Origin of the sequence: Flavisphingopyxis soli (genome assembly GCF_007995095.1) — a bacterium.
Taxonomy (GTDB): domain Bacteria; phylum Pseudomonadota; class Alphaproteobacteria; order Sphingomonadales; family Sphingomonadaceae; genus Flavisphingopyxis; species Flavisphingopyxis soli.
In genome coordinates, this window is record NZ_VOPY01000001.1 from 1,161,490 (window position 1) to 1,176,293 (window position 14,804).

Sequence of the window (14,804 nt, forward strand, 5' to 3'; positions counted from 1 at the left end):
CGGGTAGCGCGCTCAGAGAATATATTTGCTGAGGTCGGTATCGCGCGCGATTTCGGGGAGCTGCGCCTCGACATAGGCGGCATCGACGATGATGCTCTCGCCGCCGCGATCCTCGGCCTCGAAGCTCAAGTCCTCGAACAGTTTCTCCATGATCGTCAGCAGCCGCCGGGCACCGATATTCTCGACGCTCTCGTTGACCTCGGCGGCAATCTTGGCGACCGCGGCGATCGCGTCGTCGGTCATCGTCACGGTGACGTCCTCGGTCGCCAGCAGCGCGAGATACTGTTCGGGCAACGACGCGCGCGTCTCGCTCAATATGCGAACGAAATCCTCTTCGGTCAGCGCGCGCAGCTCGACGCGGATGGGGAGGCGCCCCTGCAATTCGGGAAGCAAATCGCTCGGCTTGGCGACATGAAACGCGCCCGAGGCGATGAACAATATATGGTCGGTCTTGATCGGACCGTATTTGGTCGCGACGGTCGTGCCTTCGATCAGCGGCAACAGGTCGCGCTGGACGCCCTCGCGGCTGACCGACCCGCCGCGCACGTCGCTGACCGCGATCTTGTCGATCTCGTCGAGAAAGACGATCCCGTTCTGCTCGGCATCGGACAGCGCGACACGCGCGACATCGTCCTGGTCGAGCCGGGCGTCCTGCTCTTCCTCGACCAGGCGGTCCCACGCCTCGGGAACCTTGAGCTTGCGGCGCTTGGTGGGTTTCTGGCCCATCGCCTTGCCCATCATTTCGCTGAGATTGATCATCCCGACATTGCCGCCCATGCCGCCCATGTCCATCTGCATCGCGGGCGCGTCGGTGACCTCGATCTCGACCTCGGCATCGTTCAACTGGTCGGCTTCGATCTTTTCGCGGAACGACAGGCGCGTCGCCTCGCTCGATCCCTTGCCGGTGAGCGCGTCGAGCAGCCGCTCCATCGCCGCCTTCGACGCAGCTTCGCGAACCGCTTCACGGCGGCGGTCGCGCTCGAGCCGGACGGCATCCTCGACGAGGTCGCGGGCGATCTGGTCGACGTCGCGGCCGACATAGCCGACCTCGGTGAACTTGGTCGCCTCGACCTTGACGAACGGCGCATCGGCAAGCTTGGCGAGGCGGCGCGAAATCTCGGTCTTGCCGCAACCGGTCGGGCCGATCATCAGGATGTTCTTGGGCGTCACCTCGTTGCGCAATTCGGCATCGACACGCTGGCGGCGCCAGCGGTTGCGCAGCGCGACCGCAACCGCACGCTTGGCCGCCCTTTGACCAATAATGTGATGATCGAGCGCCGCGACGATCGCCTTGGGGGTCAGGCTGGTGCAGCCCGTCGGATCGGCGCTCACGTTGCGCTCTCCATCGTTTCGACCGTCGTGTTCCCGTTGGTATAGACGCAGATGTCGGCGGCGATTTTCATCGCCTTGTTCGCCAGAACCTCGGCGTCCTCTTCGTAATCCATCAGCGCGCGCGCCGCCGACAGCGCGTAATTGCCGCCAGATCCGATCGAGGTCACGCCTTCATAGGGTTCGAGGACGTCGCCATTGCCGGTGAGAACGAGCGTGATGTCCTTGTCGGCGACGATCATCAGCGCTTCGAGGTTGCGCAGATATTTGTCGGTCCGCCAGTCCTTGGCGAGCTCGACCGCGGCGCGCATCAACTGGCCGTGATGCTGTTCGAGCTTGCGCTCGAGCCGCTCGAACAGCGTGAAGGCGTCGGCGGTCGCACCGGCGAACCCGCCGATGACGCTGCCGTCGTGGAGACGGCGCACCTTGCGCGCATTGGGCTTCATGATCGTCTGGCCCATTGAGACCTGGCCGTCGCCGATGATGACGACCTTGCCGTTCTTGCGGACCGAAAGGATTGTGGTGCCATGCCACTGGATTAGGCCGTGTTGTTCGTTGCTCATGGCCGCGAATATGGGTCAGCCCTCGGGCGATGCAAGCCCGCGCATCGCGCCGATCCGCGCGACGAGGTCATCGTTGACCGGTGTCGCGATGCCGTGACGACGACCGAGATCGACGATCGCGCCGTTCAAAAAGGCGATTTCGGTCGGCTTGCCCGCGGTCACGTCGTCAGCCATCGACGAGCGCGCCTTGGCGTCGATTTTAGCCAGCAAGGGCAGGCGTTTGAGTAGCCATTGCGGCAACGACAGCATCAGCGCGAGCCGCTGCGGCGAGACGACGCCCGTCGGTGCGGGGTGGATTCCTTCGGCGCGGGCGACCTTCATCCCCTCGCGGATCGCGCCCACAGTCATTTTGCGCCATTTTGGATCAAGAAACTGTGCGCGCAGGCCCATTCCCGAAGCGGCATTGACGGCGTTGTTGAGATTGATCAACAGCTTGCCCCAGCGGACCGCGGCGAAGTCGTGGCTGAACGCAACCGGCGCAAAGCGGCTGTGCGCGATAGTCTCGAGCAAGCCGAGCGCGGGCGATGCCTCGACGACGATATTGCCCGCGGTCGCCTTGTGAAAGCGCGCGCCGCCAATGACGACGACATTGTGCGTCACGACGCCGCCGAAGACCTGGTGATCGGGCAGCGCTGCGCGCAGCGCCTCGAGCGGGCCGATACCGTTCTGCAGCGCGACGATCGGCGTTGTGGATGGGCAATGCGCCTTGAGTTCGGCTATCGCGCCGTCGAGCGCGGTCGCCTTGATCGCCAGCACGACGAGCCCGGCCTCGCCGAGCACCGCGGGATCGCTCGTGATGTGGAGCTCTGCGGCGGCGATCTCGGCGCTGTGCCCGGCATAATCGGACAGGGCGAGATGGCCCGCCGCCTGCGCCGCCTCGGCGAGCCACGGGCGTCCGAGCAGGCGGACGTCGCCGCCGGCAAGTTGCCATGAAAGACCGACATAGGCGCCGATCGATCCCGCGCCGTGGATGACGATCGGGCCGGCGGCGTTGGCGGCAGGACCGCTCAATTGACGCCCCGGCGTGCGAGTTCAGCTTCCCAGGCAAGCGCATCGGCGACGATCGTGTCGAGATTGTCGTAGCGCGGCGTCCAGTCGAGCGTCGCGAGGATACGCGCATTGTCGGCGGTGAGCGCATCGGGATCGCCCGCGCGGCGGCCTTCGATGCGGCGGGCGAGCGTCGTGCCCGCGACGCGATCGACCGCGTCGAGCACCTCAAGCACCGAAAAGCCGTGACCATAGCCGCAGTTCATCACGAGGCTGCGGGCCGGCTCGGCGATCAGCGTGTCGAGCGCGGCGACGTGCGCGGCGGCAAGGTCGCTGACATGGATATAGTCGCGCACGCCGGTGCCGTCGGGGGTGGCAAAATCGCTACCGAACACCGCGACATCGGCGCGCTTGCCGAGCGCCGCCTCGCAGGCGACCTTAATCAGGTGCGTCGCGCCCGTCGTCGACTGGCCCGTGCGGCCTTGCGGATCGGCCCCGGCGACGTTGAAATAGCGCAGCGCGCAATAATTGATGGCGTGCGCCGCGGCGGTGTCGGCCAGCATCTGTTCGGTCATCAGCTTCGACCAGCCATAGGGATTGATCGGCCGCGTCGGGTCGTCTTCGCGCGCCGGAATGCTCTCGGGAATGCCATAGGTCGCGGCGGTCGATGAAAAGATGAAATGCGGCACGCCTTCTTGCACAGCGACTTCGATCAGCGCGCGGCTGTTGACCGTGTTGTTGGCGTAATAGGACAGCGGGTCGGAGACCGAATCGGGCACGACCACCGATCCGGCGAAATGCATGATCGCGCCGACATCGTGATCGCGGATCGTCTGCGCGACGAGCGCGCCGTCGCCGACATTGCCTTCGACCAGCGGGACATCGTCGGGCAGCGCCCAGCGGAAGCCGGTGACGAGGTTGTCGATCACGACGACCGGCCAGCCCGCATCGCGCAGCGCGAGCACCGCGTGGCTGCCGATATAGCCCGCCCCGCCGGTGACGAGCACCGCCGGATGCGTCGATCGCGTGTCGCTCGTGTCGATGGCCATGCGTATAGGGTCCTCATGGGGTGACTGGCTGCTGGACCATCTGCCAGCTTTGCGCCAAGGATTGAAGCCAAGCCGCCGCTTTGCCAATGATAAACTGGGCAACGATAATCGGGCCGATGGGGGGATCGAACAGTCATGGACCGCCGCGATCCCGCCGTCTCCCGTTCGGCACCGCCTGCCGCCAGGCCAAAAGTGCGCGTGCTCGGGAAATATTATGCTCCGTTCGAAGGCGGTATCGAACATGTCACGCGGATCGCCGCCGAGGCGCTGGTCGGTAACGCCGATGTCGAAGTGTTCGCCTTCGCCCATGACGGGGGTGGTAGCGAAGAGGTCATGGCAGGCGTCAGGGTACGCCGCTTCGCCACGCAAATCGTGCTCGCCTCGCAACCGATCAGCCTCGGCTATGCGCTCGCGGTGCTGCGCGGCCGCTATGACGTGTTGATCGTCCACACGCCCAACATCCTCGCCAATCTCGCCTGGCTGGTGCGGCGCCTCATCCTTGGCGACCGCGCGCGGCTCGTCGTCGTCCACCACATGGACATGCACGGCCGCCCGATGCTCCGCGCACCGTCGCGCTGGCTCTACGACCGGCTGCTCGCGCGCGCCAATCGCGTCGTCGTGACCTCGATGAAGAATGCGCAGGTATCGGCCGATATCCGCGTCGCCTGCGATATCGTCGCGATCCCGCTCGGGATCGATCCGGACGATTGCGTCGTGGCCGATGCCGCCCGCAGCGCCGCGCGGGAGCGTCGCCAGGCGCTCGCCGGTGATGCGCCGGTGGTCGGCTTCGTCGGACGCCATGCGCGCTACAAGGGCCTCGACGTGCTGATGCGCGCGCTCGCGCTGATGCCCGGTGTCCACGCCATTGTCGCGGGTGAGGGGAGCGAAAGTGACGCTGCCCGGGCGCTTGCGCGCGACCTCGGCATCGGGCCCCGCGTCCATTTCATTGGTCGCATCTCGCACGACGAAAAGCTCGGCCTGCTTGCGACGATCGATATCTTCGCCTTTCCCTCGACCGAGATTACCGAGGCCTTCGGGATCGCCCAGCTTGAAGCGATGGCGGTCGGCGCGCCCGTCGTGGCGAGCAACCTGCCGACCGGTGTCAGCGACATTTCGATTGACCGCCAGACCGCGCTGACGGTGCCGCCGGGCGACCCGCAGGCGCTCGCAGGGGCGCTTGGTACAATGATCGCCGATCGCGCACTCGCCGCGCATCTCGCCGAACGGGCGCGGACGCATGTTCTCGACCATTTCACCGAAGCCGGCATGCAGACGGCCTATCGCGAGCTCGTCGTCGCATTGCTCGAGGCCAGGGCGCAATGACCGACCGTCGCCGCGTCCTTGTCGTCAGCGATCGCTATCCGCCCGAGATCGCAGGCGGCGCCGAACTCAGCCTGCACGATACGCTCAAGGCGCTCGATCCGGTGGAATGGGAATGCCGCGTCATCGCGCTGAGCGACCGCGCCGGCGTCCGCCGGACGACGTTCGACGGGATTCCCGTTGCCTTTGTCGGTTCGGAGGACGGCTGGCCCGTCCGCCTCGGCCAGATCAAGGCGCGCCTGTCGCCGATGGGGCGCTGGCAAAAACGGCTGATCGGCCCGTTCGTCGCGCTCGGCCTGCTTGTCGCCTATCTGGCGCAATCTTTCGCTGGCATTGGTCGGCGGTTGGGGCGCGTCGTCCTGCTCGCCATGCTGGCGGCATTCGATCGCGATCATTTCGGTCGGCTTGAGGAAGCCTATGATCGACGCTCGCCGCCTTCGCGCCTGATCCAGGCGGCGATCGACGACTGGCATCCCGACATCGTCCATTTCGACAACAAGGACAGCATCATGCTGTCGCCGACGCTCGATACCGGGTCTGCCAGGACGGTCGCGATGGTGCGCGACCACCGCTTCTTCTGCGGCCATCCGCGCCAGCGCATGATGGTCGGCGAGCGTGCGTGCGCGACCTGTGCCTTTGGCTGTGTCGGCGACCTCGGCCAACCGCAGCGCGGCATGATCGAACGCGAAATGGCGCAGGCGATCACGCTGCGCCACGCCGCGCTGGCCGGGATCGACACGGTCCTGACGACGAGCGACTATCTGGTCGACCAGCTGGCGCGCGCGGGCGTTGGCCAGATTGCGATGGCGCTGGGCAACCCGCATCCCCCGGTCGCCGACTATGCGCGCGCGGCCGACGGTGTCGTGCGCGCCGACCCGCCCGAAATCCTGTTCGTCGGCCATTTGCGCGATGCCAAGGGGCCGATGGTGCTGATCGACTGCCTGCCGCAGCTTGCCGACGCCCTCGATACCTTCAAACTCGTCTTTGCCGGGCGCGGACCGCTCCATGACGCCATCGTTGCGCGCGCGCAGGCGATGGGCCTTGGCCGCCATGTCGAGATGCTCGGTTTTGCCCCACGCGACGACATCTACCGGAGGCTCGCGCGCGCCAGCGTGGTTGTCGGCCCGACGATCGGTCCCGAGGGTTTCGGCAGGTTACCGCTCGAAGCGGCCATCGCGCGGCGTCCGATCGTCGCCAGCGCGCAGGGCGGCCATCTCGAAACGATCATCGACGGCACGACCGGCCGGCTGGTCGCACCCGGCGATCGCACAGCGCTGGCACAGGCGATCGTCGATCTCGTCACCCACCCCGATGCGGCCGCCGCGATGGGCGAGGCCGCCCATGCGCATGTGCTCGACCGTTTCTCTGCGCAGGCAGTCGCCGACCGGCTGGTCGGCGCGTGGCGAACGCTACTCGGCCAGGCCTAGGCGTTTTTCGCGGCGAGATTCATCGCTTGCGCCAGACGGCGGCAGCAATCGCCCTGATCGTAATGCGTCAGCACCCGTTCGCGCCCCGCCGCGCCCATCGCCTGCGCGCGCGCCGGATCGGCGAGCAGCTCTACGATTTCCTGCGCCATGCCATCGATGTCGCCCTCGGCCACCAGCATCCCGGTCCGCCCGTCGACGACGGTTTCGGCCATGCCGCCGTGGCGCGTTACGACCACCGGCAAGCCGCACGCACCGGCTTCGAGCGGGGCAAGGCCAAACGCCTCGGCCGCGCCGTCGGCCTGCGTCATGCCGTGCTGGATAAAGACCGAAGCGCCCTGCAGCAGCTCGACGACACGATCGACCGGCTGGGCGAGGTGAAAGTGTACGCGCTCGCTCACGCCGAGCGCGCGCGCATGATCGATGCACCGCTGCCGCAAGGGGCCGTCGCCAATCACGTCGAAGTGCGCGTCGGGATGGCTCTCGACAACCTTCGCGAAGGCGGAGATCGCCTCGAGTGGACCCTTGAGCGGGATCAGCCGGCCGATCGCGACGATCCGTTTCGTTACCGGCCGGTCGTGTGCGGGGACAAAGCGGCGCGTGTCGATTCCGACCGGACAGACGATCAACTTCGCCTCGGGACAGCCCAGCGCCACCAGCCGATCGGCCATGAACGTTGATGTCACGACGATCCCGTCGGCCTGCGCGAAGAGCGCGCGATAGCGCTCGGCAAAGCCCGCGAAGCGCGCCAGGATGTTGGCGTCATGGCCGTGGAAATGGACGAACAGGCGCACTCCGGCGGCGCACAGCGCGTCGGCGAATTCGGCCCCGACATGGCCGTGCTCGACGAGCACGGTGGTGACATTGTGGTGCTGCAGGAAGCCTTGCAGCCGCGCCGTTTCGCGCCGCGTCATGCACGCCGGTCGCGGTTTGCGAGCGAGGCCCAGTGCGCGCCGCACGAGATAGTCGAGCACATAGAGCGGCGCATGCGTCTTGCCGCCCAGCGCCAGGAACGGCCCGTCGAACCCGGCCGGCGGGCTACCCTTGCGCGCCACCAGCGCGGTGTCGCCCGGCGCGAGGCAGGCAACATGATCGCGGATGAAGGTTTCCGACGGCTGGTCGAACGCGTGCGAGATGATCGCAAGCATCAGTCGCCCCCGGCCGGTCCGTCCTGGCGCTTGCGATAGACGTAGAAGTCGGCAAACGACGTCTTGTCGGGATTGGCGGTGTCGTATGGAAAGCGGTTGGCAATCCGTTCGAACAACGTCCAGCCCGGCTGGTTTTCATCGACCCAGTCGGAAAACCGCCGATGCGTGACGTGGCGCGTCGCGGCGAATTCGGGAAAGCGCTCGATCGCCTCGGCGTGGGTCATGTTGCTCGAATAGATCACCACCCACTCGCGCGAAGCGGCAAACAGCGCGGCAAGATAGTCGGCAAAGGTCGAATCTTCGATCAGGTGATAGATCACGTCGAGCGACATCGTCAGGTCGTAGCTCTGTCCCTCGGGGATCGCGGTCAGGAAGCGCTTGGCGGAATCGCCCGCAAAGCGCTTGCGACACATCGCGACCGCCGCCTCGGAAATATCGATCCCGGTATAATCGGGATAGGCCGCCAGCTCGAGCTGGCTGCCGTCACCCGAACCGAGTTCCAGCACACTGGTAATCGCGTGGTCGGCGACGAACCGGTTGAGCACATCGGCCTTGAACCGGGCGAGGCGCCCGACCGAACCCGCGCCCGATTTGCCGCCGGTGGCATAGCGATCCTGCCAATACTGGTCGGATCGGACGAAGTCCGGTTCGCGCCGCCTGCGCAGCAATCGGCCTAGTGTTTCGCGAACGGTCAAAGGGTTCTGCTCCTGCGCAATCGTGTCGTGTATGGCGTGATGAGGGCAAGCATCCGCTGCTTCAAGCTCGAATAGCGATCGAGCCATGCGACGAGCAACGCGACGAGCACGCCGTAGATCGCGGCACACGCGGCGCCACCGGCAAACAGACCGATCGGGCCCTGCGCGGCAATCCAGTCGCCCATCGTCCACCAGATCGCCGCGCTCGCGACGATGCCGCTGGCGATGAGCGGAACCAGCACCGCCGTCATCTCGCGCAGCCGCAGTGGCGCCTTGGCCGCAGCATAGGCGAAACAGGGCAGGGCGAGGCACCAGACCGCGACGCTGTAGGTCGCCGCGACCCCCTTCGCACCATAAGGCAGGCCGAGCAGGAACGCGCCGATCCACACCGGCGTGGTGAGCAGCGCCCACTGCATCATCCGGCGCGTTTCGCCGAGCGAGACGTAAATCCATCCGACCGAGTTCATCGGTGCCGCGACGAACAGCGAAAGCGACAACAGCGCGAAAATCTCGCCCGATTTTTCCCATCCGGGTCCGAATATGAAGGCAACCAGAGGCTCGGCGGTCGCGGTGAACACCGCCGAAATGCCGACTCCGATAATCGTGATCAGGCCCAATGCGTCGAGGAAGGTCCGGCGCCAGCGCGCGGGATCGTCCTGCATCCGGCTCAGCGCGGGAATGACCGCCGATCCGATCGGACCGTTGATGACGTGCGTCGGCAGCAGCAGGAGCATGTAGGCGCGGTTGTAAAAGCCCAGCTCGATTGATCCCCAGCGATGCCCGACGAGCAGGTCGTCGAACTGGCGGTGGAAGTAATTGAGGAACTGGAAGCCGGTGAGGTGCAGGCCGAACGCCAATGCGCCGCGGACCTGGCTCCAGTCGCGCACGCGGCTGGGCCGCCACGGGCAGGCCAGCCACAGCAGGCCGAAAGTCAGCAGCCCCGCGGTCCAGCTTTGCGCAACCAGCGCCCAGTAACCGAGGTCGGTCTGCCACGCGATGCCGATCGCGACCAGCGCGGCGACCGCCTGCGCGACGATCGTCGTCACTTCGAGCGCGGCCCAGCGCATGCCGCGCTGGAGCAGCGCGGCGTGCTGGCGACTGGCGGCGAGCAGCGGGACCGGCAGCGCCATTGCGATGATGACGTTGAGCACGCGCGGATCGTCGAAAAACCATGCCGCCAGCGGCGCCAACGCGATCACCGCGAGCATCACCGCAAGGCCCATGCCGAGGTTGATCAGGAACAGGCCGCTGACGGTGTCCTGGTCGATTTCGGTCCGCTGTACCGTCGCCGCCGCCAGCCCGAGTTCGGAAAACATCGCGACAAATGCGGTGATCGCCGCGGCCATCGCGATGACGCCGAAATCGTCGGGCAGCAGCAGCCGCGCGAGGATTGCCAGCGTGGCGAACTGGATGGCGAGGCGCGTGACCTGGGCACCGATCGCAATCGCGCCGCCGCGCCGCGTCCGTTTCCCGAGATCGGCCATCAGGTGGTCGGTTGCCAGCGCCTCCTGGTTGATCGCGTCGCGATCGGGCACTTCGTCGAGTTCGACGCTCATCGCGCTTCAATAGGCATTGGCGTGGACCAGGATGCGAAGCGTGCGGGCGAGGATGCCGACATCGCGCGCCAGCGACCAGTTCGCGACATATTCAAGATCGGCCTGGAGCCGGTCGGAAAGCGCGCCCGAGGTATGCGTCGCGCCGCGATGGCCGCGGACCTGCGCGAGGCCCGTCAGCCCCGGCTTGACCGCATGACGATGCCAGTAGCGCGCATCGACGTCCCAGAACAGCGCGTCGCCGGCGCGCGATCCTTCGGCATGCGGGCGCGGCCCGACGATGCTCATGTCGCCGGCGATGACGTTGGCGAGCTGGGGCAGCTCGTCGAGGCTGGTCCGCCGGATGAAGCGGCCGACGCGGGTGATGCGATCGTCGTCGCGCGCGGTTGATCGCGTGCCCTTTGCGTCACTCGCTTCGTGGCGCATCGAGCGAAACTTGAGGATGTCGAACGGCCGGTTGTCGAGGCCGATGCGTTGCTGGCGAAACAGCACGGGGCCGCGGCTGTCGAGAACGATCGCGAGCGCGACGAGCAGTGCGATCGGCAGCGCGACGGGCAGCAGCAGCGCGACGACGACGAGGTCGAAGCCGCGTTTGAGTGTGCGCTGCGAAATGCTGAGCGGGTTCGAGCTGAGCAACAGGCCGGTCTTGCCGTCGATCCGGGTGAGCGCGAGCGGCGACAGTGCGTCGAGTTCGGGCATGACGATTTCGCCATGAATCGCGAGCGACTTGAGCGCCACCGCCCACGCCGCGCGATCGGCGGGGTTGCATCGGACGATGATGCGATCATGGCCGCGCGCGAGATCGCCAAGGCGGCTGGCCTGGTCGGCGCTGTCGAGCGTCGGTGATAGGCCGAGCGAGCCGGCATCGATCGCCCCGGCGGGAACCGGGCGCTCGCCCGTCGCGTCGATCACCAGCGTTGCATAAGGGCTGTCGCCAAGGCGGCGGCGCCCCGAGCGGGCGACGCTATAGCGCGCGGCGGCGATCGTCGCAGTGCTGCCGATTGCGCCGAGGCCCATTACCATGCGCGAAAAATCGATACTGACCTTGAGGAAAAAGGCGATCAGCAGGATCGATCCCGTCGCGACGACGAGCGCGAAAAAAGCGCGGCGATAGCCGATCAGGAAATCGTTCGTCGCATCGGCCGAAAAGGCATCGCGGCTGAGCGCGACGACGAGGTAGATCGGCAGCAAAGCCGCCAGCACGGGGCCGACCTCACCGGGGTCGAGCACGCCGAGCCAGATCCGGCAAGCGAACGAAAAGGCGAGGCTGATCGCGGCGATATCGGCAAGCACCAGCAGGACGGCAAGGCGATGACGCGCGGTGCGCTTGCCCGTCACTGGCGCTGGCGCGTCGTGCGTTACGGCCGATCTCGCGTCTGTTCGCTGCATTCTAGCCATATCGTTTATGCCGCGCCCCCGGTCGCCCGCCGCTCTTTAGCAGGCGATACGCCCTCTTGTTTAGCGATTGTTTGATTGTCCGGCGAGCGGGCGCATCGTGCGCGGCCAATGGCGCTAGGCGCGCGGCCAGGCCACGAGCATCCGCGCGTCGGCCGACGGCTCGATCTGCGCACTATCGGCAACGTGAAAACAGTCGCCGCAGCCGCCGCTCTCGCCATCGACCGCGATTATCCCGGTGAGCGGCACGACGAGCAGGCGGCGATCGTCGGGTACACCGGCAAGATCGGCCCCCGACAGCACGACCGCGAAGGGCGCGGCGTCGACCAGCATCGCATCGCGATCGAGCGGCACGTGGTTGAACTGGCCGGCGGGGAAGGGCGCTGCACGCGCCACCGCCACGCCGTCATCGAGGTGCAATTCGCGCGGTCGGCCGTAATCGTAGAGGCGGTAGGTGATATCGGCGGCCTGCTGGATCTCGACCATCGTCACGCCGGGTCCGATCGCATGGATCGTGCCGGGCGGGACGTAATAGAAATCTCCGGCGGCGACGGGGCGCCAGTCGATCATGTCTTCGATCGCGCCCGACAAAGCGGCGGCGCGCAGTTCGGCCGGTGAAACCGGCGCAACCGTGCCGATGCCGATCGTCGCATCGGGTCCGGCGGCGACGATGTACCAGCATTCGGTCTTGCCCGACGGCTGGCCGCGTGCGGCGGCCTGGGCATCGTCGGGATGGACCTGGATCGACAGCTTTTCGCTGGTGAAGAGATATTTCGCGAGCAGGCCGAAATCGTCGGGCGCGCCTTCGTACCAGATCTCGCCGGTCCGCTGTCCTCCGGGCGCGCCGAACCGGGCCGCGATATCGGTGCGACCCCATATTTTTTCGACGAAGTGACGGCGCAGTTTCATGGGCTTTGCCAGCAACCTACGACGGCGCGCGACGTTCGGTCCAGTTGCTCCGCACCGGCTGGTCGGGCCACAGTCCGCGCGTGTCGTAGACGATCTTGTCGCGACGCTCGCCGAGCGGGATCGATTTGAAGACATCGTGATCAACCAGCAGGATGATCGCGCCGCACTGGTCGAGCGCATCGTCGAGCGCGACGAGATGCGCCTTGGTCCCCGCCAGCGGCTTGGGCAGCGCCTCGGCAAAGGGTTCGACGATGGCGATGCGATCGCCGAACTCGGCCGCGAGCGCGACCGCGACATCGAGCGCGGGGCTTTCACGAAAGTCATCGATATTCGGTTTGAAAGCAAGGCCGAACAGCGCGACCTTCATATCGTCCGGCAAGGCCGAGATCATCGCCCTGGCGCGCGTTACGACGTGGTCGGTCTTGGCCAGGTTGACCTCGCGCGCGGTGCGGATGAGGCGGCTGTTGGCGGGGTCGCCGGCCACGATGAACCACGGATCGACCGCGATGCAATGGCCGCCGACGCCGGGTCCGGGCTGGAGGATGTTGACGCGCGGATGGCGGTTGGCGAGCCTCACGACGTCCCACACGTCGATGTCCATGCCGTCGGCGATGATCGACAGCTCGTTGGCAAACGCGATGTTGACGTCGCGAAAGCTGTTCTCGACCAGCTTGACGAGTTCGGCGGCGCGCGCGGTCGTCGTGACGCATTCGCCGCGGACGAAATTGCGATAAAATGTCATTGCGCGGCGCGCGCAGCGCGGCGTGATCCCGCCGATACAGCGGTCGTTGGCGACCAGCTCGGCCAGGATCCGTCCCGGCAGGACGCGCTCGGGGCAATAGGCGATGAAGATGTCGGCGGCGCCGTCGCAATGGCCCGGCACCTTGAGGTCGCTTCGCGCTTCGGCGATCGCCGCGCACAATTGCTCGGTCGTGCCGACCGGCGAGGTCGATTCGAGGATAATCAGGTTGCCCGGCTCGAGGAACGGCGCGATCCGGGCGGCGGCGTCGAGGACGTAGCTGATGTCGGGGTCGTTATCGGCGCCGAGCGGGGTCGGCACCGCGATGAGGAAATTGTCGCCCCGTTCGACCTCGAGCGAGGCGCGCAGCGTGCCGCGTTCGACGACGCCGCGCACCAGCCCGTCGAGATCGACCTCCTCGAGATGGACCTGGCCCTTGTTGACCGTTTCGACGACGTGTTCATTGACGTCGACGCCGATCGTCTCGATGCCCGAACGCGCGATCAGCGCGGCGGTCGGCAGGCCGATATAGCCCAGCCCCATGACGATGGTTTTCTGGCCTTCAGCGATGGGCATTGGCAATAATCTCCGAAATGCGGCTGGCGGCGTGGCCGTCGCCGAACGGGTTGTGCGCGCGCGACATCGCGGCATAGGCGTCTTCGTCGTCGAGCAGGCGAAAGGTTTCGCTGATGATCCGCTCGGCGTCGGTCCCGACGAGCAAGGCGGTGCCCGCCTCGATCCCCTCGGGCCGCTCGGTCGTCTCGCGCATGACGAGCACCGGCTTGCCGAAACTCGGCGCCTCTTCCTGCACCCCGCCCGAATCGGTCAGGACAATATGCGACGCATCAAGCAACGCCACAAACCCCGGATAATCCAAAGGATCGATCAGCGCGATGCGATCATGCCCGCCCAAGGCGCTTTCCATCGGGCCGCGCACTTGCGGGTTAGGGTGGACGGGGAAGATGATCGCGACGTCTTCGCGTTCGGCGATGCGGGCGACGGCGTCGGCGATCGCCGCCATGCCGTCGCCGAAATTCTCGCGCCGGTGTGATGTGACCGCGATGATCCGCTTGCCCGCAAAGCGCTTCAGCACAGGATCGAGCGACGCGGCCAGCGTGGGGTCATCCGCAACCTTCGCACGGGTCGCGAACAGCGCGTCGATGACGGTGTTGCCGGTGACGTGGATCGAGGAGGGGGCGACGTTTTCGGCGCGCAGGGCGTCGGCGGCGCGCTGCGTCGGTGCGAAATTGAGGTCGGCGATGCAAGCGGTGACCCGGCGATTGACCTCTTCGGGCCAGGGATGGTGGATGTCGCCGCTGCGCAATCCCGCCTCGACATGGCCGACGGGGATCTTGCGGAAATAGGCGGCGAGGCTCGCCATCATCGTCGTCAGCGTGTCGCCATGGACGAGGACGCGATCGGGCTTTTCTTCGTCGAAGACGGGGCCGAGACCGCTCAGGAGCCGTGATCCCAGTTCGTCGAGCGACTGGCCATCACGCATCAGGTCGAGATCGATGTCGGGGGTGATGCCGCCGATCGCGAGCACCTGATCGAGCATGTCGCGGTGCTGTGCGGTGACGCAGACCGACACGTCGAGGTCCTCTCGCGTCCGCAAGGCGTGGACCACGGGAACCATCTTGATCGCTTCGGGGCGCGTACCGAACACCGTCATGATCCTAGTCTTGCGCACGCA

The 14,804-nt window shown here is 66.5% G+C and carries 13 protein-coding genes; 2 read left to right on the plus strand and 11 right to left on the minus strand.

Annotated features, from left to right (window positions below; genetic code table 11):
• Positions 1-12: 12 nt before the first annotated feature.
• The 4 genes from hslU to galE are packed head-to-tail and all read right to left on the minus strand — an operon-like array spanning position 13 to position 3,928.
• Positions 13-1,332, minus strand: coding sequence for an ATP-dependent protease ATPase subunit HslU (gene hslU / locus FSZ31_RS05805; RefSeq protein WP_147122150.1), 1,320 nt, complete (start codon positions 1,330-1,332; stop codon positions 13-15).
• Positions 1,329-1,892, minus strand: a complete 564-nt coding sequence (hslV, locus tag FSZ31_RS05810; RefSeq protein WP_147122152.1) for an ATP-dependent protease subunit HslV — start codon at positions 1,890-1,892, stop codon at positions 1,329-1,331. Before hslV ends, hslU begins: the two co-directional genes overlap by 4 nt.
• Positions 1,893-1,907: 15 nt before the next feature.
• Entirely contained in the window at positions 1,908-2,903 is a 996-nt protein-coding gene (locus tag FSZ31_RS05815) for a 2-dehydropantoate 2-reductase (RefSeq protein WP_147122154.1), read from the minus strand.
• Positions 2,900-3,928, minus strand: a complete 1,029-nt coding sequence (gene galE, locus FSZ31_RS05820; protein ID WP_147122155.1) for a UDP-glucose 4-epimerase GalE — start codon at positions 3,926-3,928, stop codon at positions 2,900-2,902. The genes FSZ31_RS05815 and galE overlap by 4 nt, the downstream gene beginning before the upstream one ends.
• Positions 3,929-4,063: 135 nt before the next feature.
• Between galE and FSZ31_RS05825 the strand changes: the two genes are divergently transcribed.
• Together FSZ31_RS05825 and FSZ31_RS05830 are read left to right on the plus strand one after the other, a co-directional pair.
• Entirely contained in the window at positions 4,064-5,251 is a 1,188-nt protein-coding gene (locus tag FSZ31_RS05825; RefSeq protein WP_147122157.1) for a glycosyltransferase, read from the plus strand.
• Positions 5,248-6,675, plus strand: a complete 1,428-nt coding sequence (locus tag FSZ31_RS05830) for a glycosyltransferase family 4 protein (protein ID WP_147122159.1) — start codon at positions 5,248-5,250, stop codon at positions 6,673-6,675. The genes FSZ31_RS05825 and FSZ31_RS05830 overlap by 4 nt, the downstream gene beginning before the upstream one ends.
• Here FSZ31_RS05830 and FSZ31_RS05835 read toward each other — a convergent pair.
• From FSZ31_RS05835 to wecB, 7 genes are all read right to left on the minus strand, one after another.
• Positions 6,672-7,820 carry a glycosyltransferase gene (locus tag FSZ31_RS05835; protein ID WP_147122160.1) on the minus strand — a complete coding sequence of 383 codons (1,149 nt, stop codon included), beginning with the start codon at positions 7,818-7,820 and terminating at the stop codon, positions 6,672-6,674. The genes FSZ31_RS05830 and FSZ31_RS05835 overlap by 4 nt on opposite strands.
• Positions 7,820-8,515 carry a class I SAM-dependent methyltransferase gene (locus FSZ31_RS12815; RefSeq protein ID WP_161595958.1) on the minus strand — a complete coding sequence of 232 codons (696 nt, stop codon included), beginning with the start codon at positions 8,513-8,515 and terminating at the stop codon, positions 7,820-7,822. The genes FSZ31_RS05835 and FSZ31_RS12815 overlap by 1 nt, the downstream gene beginning before the upstream one ends.
• Complete coding sequence (locus tag FSZ31_RS05845; RefSeq protein WP_147122164.1) at positions 8,512-10,071, minus strand: lipopolysaccharide biosynthesis protein; 1,560 nt, start codon at positions 10,069-10,071, stop codon at positions 8,512-8,514. Before FSZ31_RS05845 ends, FSZ31_RS12815 begins: the two co-directional genes overlap by 4 nt.
• Positions 10,072-10,077: 6 nt before the next feature.
• Complete coding sequence (locus FSZ31_RS12990) at positions 10,078-11,406, minus strand: sugar transferase (RefSeq protein WP_236643674.1); 1,329 nt, start codon at positions 11,404-11,406, stop codon at positions 10,078-10,080.
• A 174-nt stretch (positions 11,407-11,580) separates the two neighbouring features.
• Positions 11,581-12,372: a class I mannose-6-phosphate isomerase gene (locus tag FSZ31_RS05855; RefSeq protein WP_147122166.1), complete on the minus strand. Its 792-nt coding sequence runs from the start codon at positions 12,370-12,372 to the stop codon at positions 11,581-11,583.
• Positions 12,373-12,388: 16 nt separating this feature from the next.
• A complete protein-coding gene (wecC, locus tag FSZ31_RS05860; RefSeq protein WP_147122168.1) occupies positions 12,389-13,687 on the minus strand; it encodes a UDP-N-acetyl-D-mannosamine dehydrogenase in 1,299 nt (432 codons plus the stop codon).
• Complete coding sequence (wecB, locus tag FSZ31_RS05865) at positions 13,674-14,783, minus strand: non-hydrolyzing UDP-N-acetylglucosamine 2-epimerase (protein WP_147122583.1); 1,110 nt, start codon at positions 14,781-14,783, stop codon at positions 13,674-13,676. Before wecB ends, wecC begins: the two co-directional genes overlap by 14 nt.
• Positions 14,784-14,804 lie beyond the last annotated feature (21 nt).

What these genes read in the sequence shown, in the direction of transcription:
- FSZ31_RS05835 (WP_147122160.1), bottom strand. Translation starts at nt 7,820, where the DNA reads ATGCTTGCGATCATCTCGCACGCGTTCGACCAGCCGTCGGAAACCTTC.
- FSZ31_RS05845 (WP_147122164.1), bottom strand. Translation starts at nt 10,071, where the DNA reads ATGAGCGTCGAACTCGACGAAGTGCCCGATCGCGACGCGATCAACCAG.
- wecB (WP_147122583.1), bottom strand. Translation starts at nt 14,783, where the DNA reads ATGACGGTGTTCGGTACGCGCCCCGAAGCGATCAAGATGGTTCCCGTG.
- FSZ31_RS05855 (WP_147122166.1), bottom strand. Translation starts at nt 12,372, where the DNA reads ATGAAACTGCGCCGTCACTTCGTCGAAAAAATATGGGGTCGCACCGAT.
- hslV (WP_147122152.1), bottom strand. Translation starts at nt 1,892, where the DNA reads ATGAGCAACGAACAACACGGCCTAATCCAGTGGCATGGCACCACAATC.
- FSZ31_RS05830 (WP_147122159.1), top strand. Translation starts at nt 5,248, where the DNA reads ATGACCGACCGTCGCCGCGTCCTTGTCGTCAGCGATCGCTATCCGCCC.
- FSZ31_RS05825 (WP_147122157.1), top strand. Translation starts at nt 4,064, where the DNA reads ATGGACCGCCGCGATCCCGCCGTCTCCCGTTCGGCACCGCCTGCCGCC.
- wecC (WP_147122168.1), bottom strand. Translation starts at nt 13,687, where the DNA reads ATGCCCATCGCTGAAGGCCAGAAAACCATCGTCATGGGGCTGGGCTAT.
- galE (WP_147122155.1), bottom strand. Translation starts at nt 3,928, where the DNA reads ATGGCCATCGACACGAGCGACACGCGATCGACGCATCCGGCGGTGCTC.